The sequence below is a fragment of the Terrabacter sp. P5_B1 genome (genome assembly GCF_056400505.1).
The window spans coordinates 1-1,534 of sequence record NZ_JBFULD010000539.1 but is presented as its reverse complement, the minus strand read 5'-3'; the positions used below and the strand labels follow the sequence as shown (position 1 = coordinate 1,534).

Here is a 1,534-nt window from a genome sequence, read left to right as displayed (position 1 = left end):
AACATGTTCGACAGGGTGCTCGGTGCGGGCGACTTCACCGGCGACGGGAAGCCCGACCTGTTCGGCCGCACCCCGTCCGGGGCGCTCTTCCTCTACCGGGGCAACGGTGCCGGCGGGTTCACCGGTGGCGGCGTGCAGGTCGGCGCCGGCTGGGGCATCTACCGGACGGTCTTCTCCGCCGGGGACCTCAACCGGGACGGGCACGTCGACATCGTGGGGATCAAGGGTGACGGCAGTTTCAACGTGCATGCCGGGGACAGCAGCGGCCGCTTCACGCTGGCCGCTCGTCAGGCGGGGATCGGCTGGACGTTCCCTGTCGTCTTCGCGGTGGGCTGACCCCGACGCGCCACGTGCACTCGTCCCGCGAGACCTGGCCTGGGGAAGGGAGTGCAGTCAGGCGGGCCGCCACTCCCGTCTGATCAACCCGAAGACCCACGAGTCCGAGACCTCGCCGTTGACGACGCAGTCTTCCCGCAACTTCCCTTCATGCACGAACCCGAGCTTCTCCAGGACACGCGCCGATGCCACGTTCCGAGTATCAGCCTCAGCCTGGACGCGGTTGAGATCCAGCGTCTTGAAAGCCCACCGCAGCAACGCGCCCGCGGCCTCGGTGGCGTAGCCGCGGCCCCACGCGGCTTCATCGAAGCAGTAGCCCAGCGACGCGCTACGGTGGTCCGGGTTCCACCGGTTCAGGGCGCACCAGCCGATGAAGGCCCCGTCCGCGACGCGATCCACCGCCAGCCGCGCCCCGGTGCCGTCTTCTGCCATCTGCCTGCAGGCGGTGATGAACCGCTCGGCGCGTGTGCGCTCGGTCCACGGTGGGGCGTCCCAGTAGCGGAGCACGGAGGCATTGCTCTGCAACGCGAAGATGTCGTCGGCATCCGCGTCGTCGAAGGGGCGCAGTCGGAGTCGAGCGGTGTGCAGCGTCGGGGTGGGCAGCGACATGCGCGTGACTCTCCTTCGTGTTCGGTGGCTATCAGCCAGCCACCCAGGTCCCACCACTCGCAACGGGTTTTCGAGCAGGACTCCATCGGCCCAGACGGCTACGGCTGGCACCCCTACACCGACGCCGTCGGCCACCGTCCTGCTGACGGTGGCCCCGACCTGGGCCTCAGACGAGGGCGCGGAGCGCGAGCAGGTAGGACTGGAGGCCGAATCCGGCGACGGTTCCCGTGGCGACCCCCGCCACGACCGACGTGTGCCGGAACTCCTCTCGTGACGCCGGGTTGCTCAGGTGCACTTCGACGAGGCTCCGACCGCTCGTCGTCACGATGGCGCACGCGTCGCGGACGGCATACGAGTAGTGCGTGAAGGCGCCCGGGTTGAGCACGACGTCGGCGCCCACGTCGACGGCCTCGTGCAGCCAGTCGATGAGCTCGCCCTCGTGGTTGGTCTGGCGACAGTCGGCGACGAGGCCCAGGTCGCGAGCCTCGCGCTGGACCGCGGCGTGGACGTCGTCGAGCGTGTCGGAGCCGTAGACCTCCGGCTCGCGCGTGCCGAGGCGGTCGAGGTTGGGGCCMGACAGGACGAGGAC

General features: G+C 69.7%; 3 protein-coding genes. 1 reads left to right on the top strand and 2 read right to left on the bottom strand.

Going from position 1 to position 1,534, the window contains the following annotated elements:
• Positions 1-336 (top strand): FG-GAP repeat domain-containing protein (locus tag AC1DP0_RS21770; RefSeq protein ID WP_478088648.1); only part of this gene is annotated, 336 nt, incomplete at its 5' end.
• Positions 337-393: 57 nt separating this feature from the next.
• On the opposite strand, the gene AC1DP0_RS21765 is transcribed toward AC1DP0_RS21770, so the two are convergent.
• Positions 394-945 carry a GNAT family N-acetyltransferase gene (locus tag AC1DP0_RS21765; RefSeq protein ID WP_478088644.1) on the bottom strand — a complete coding sequence of 184 codons (552 nt, stop codon included), beginning with the start codon at positions 943-945 and terminating at the stop codon, positions 394-396.
• Between the two features lie 166 nt (positions 946-1,111).
• A partial coding sequence (gene aroQ, locus AC1DP0_RS21760; protein ID WP_478088639.1) for a type II 3-dehydroquinate dehydratase occupies positions 1,112-1,534 on the bottom strand: 423 nt, incomplete at its 5' end.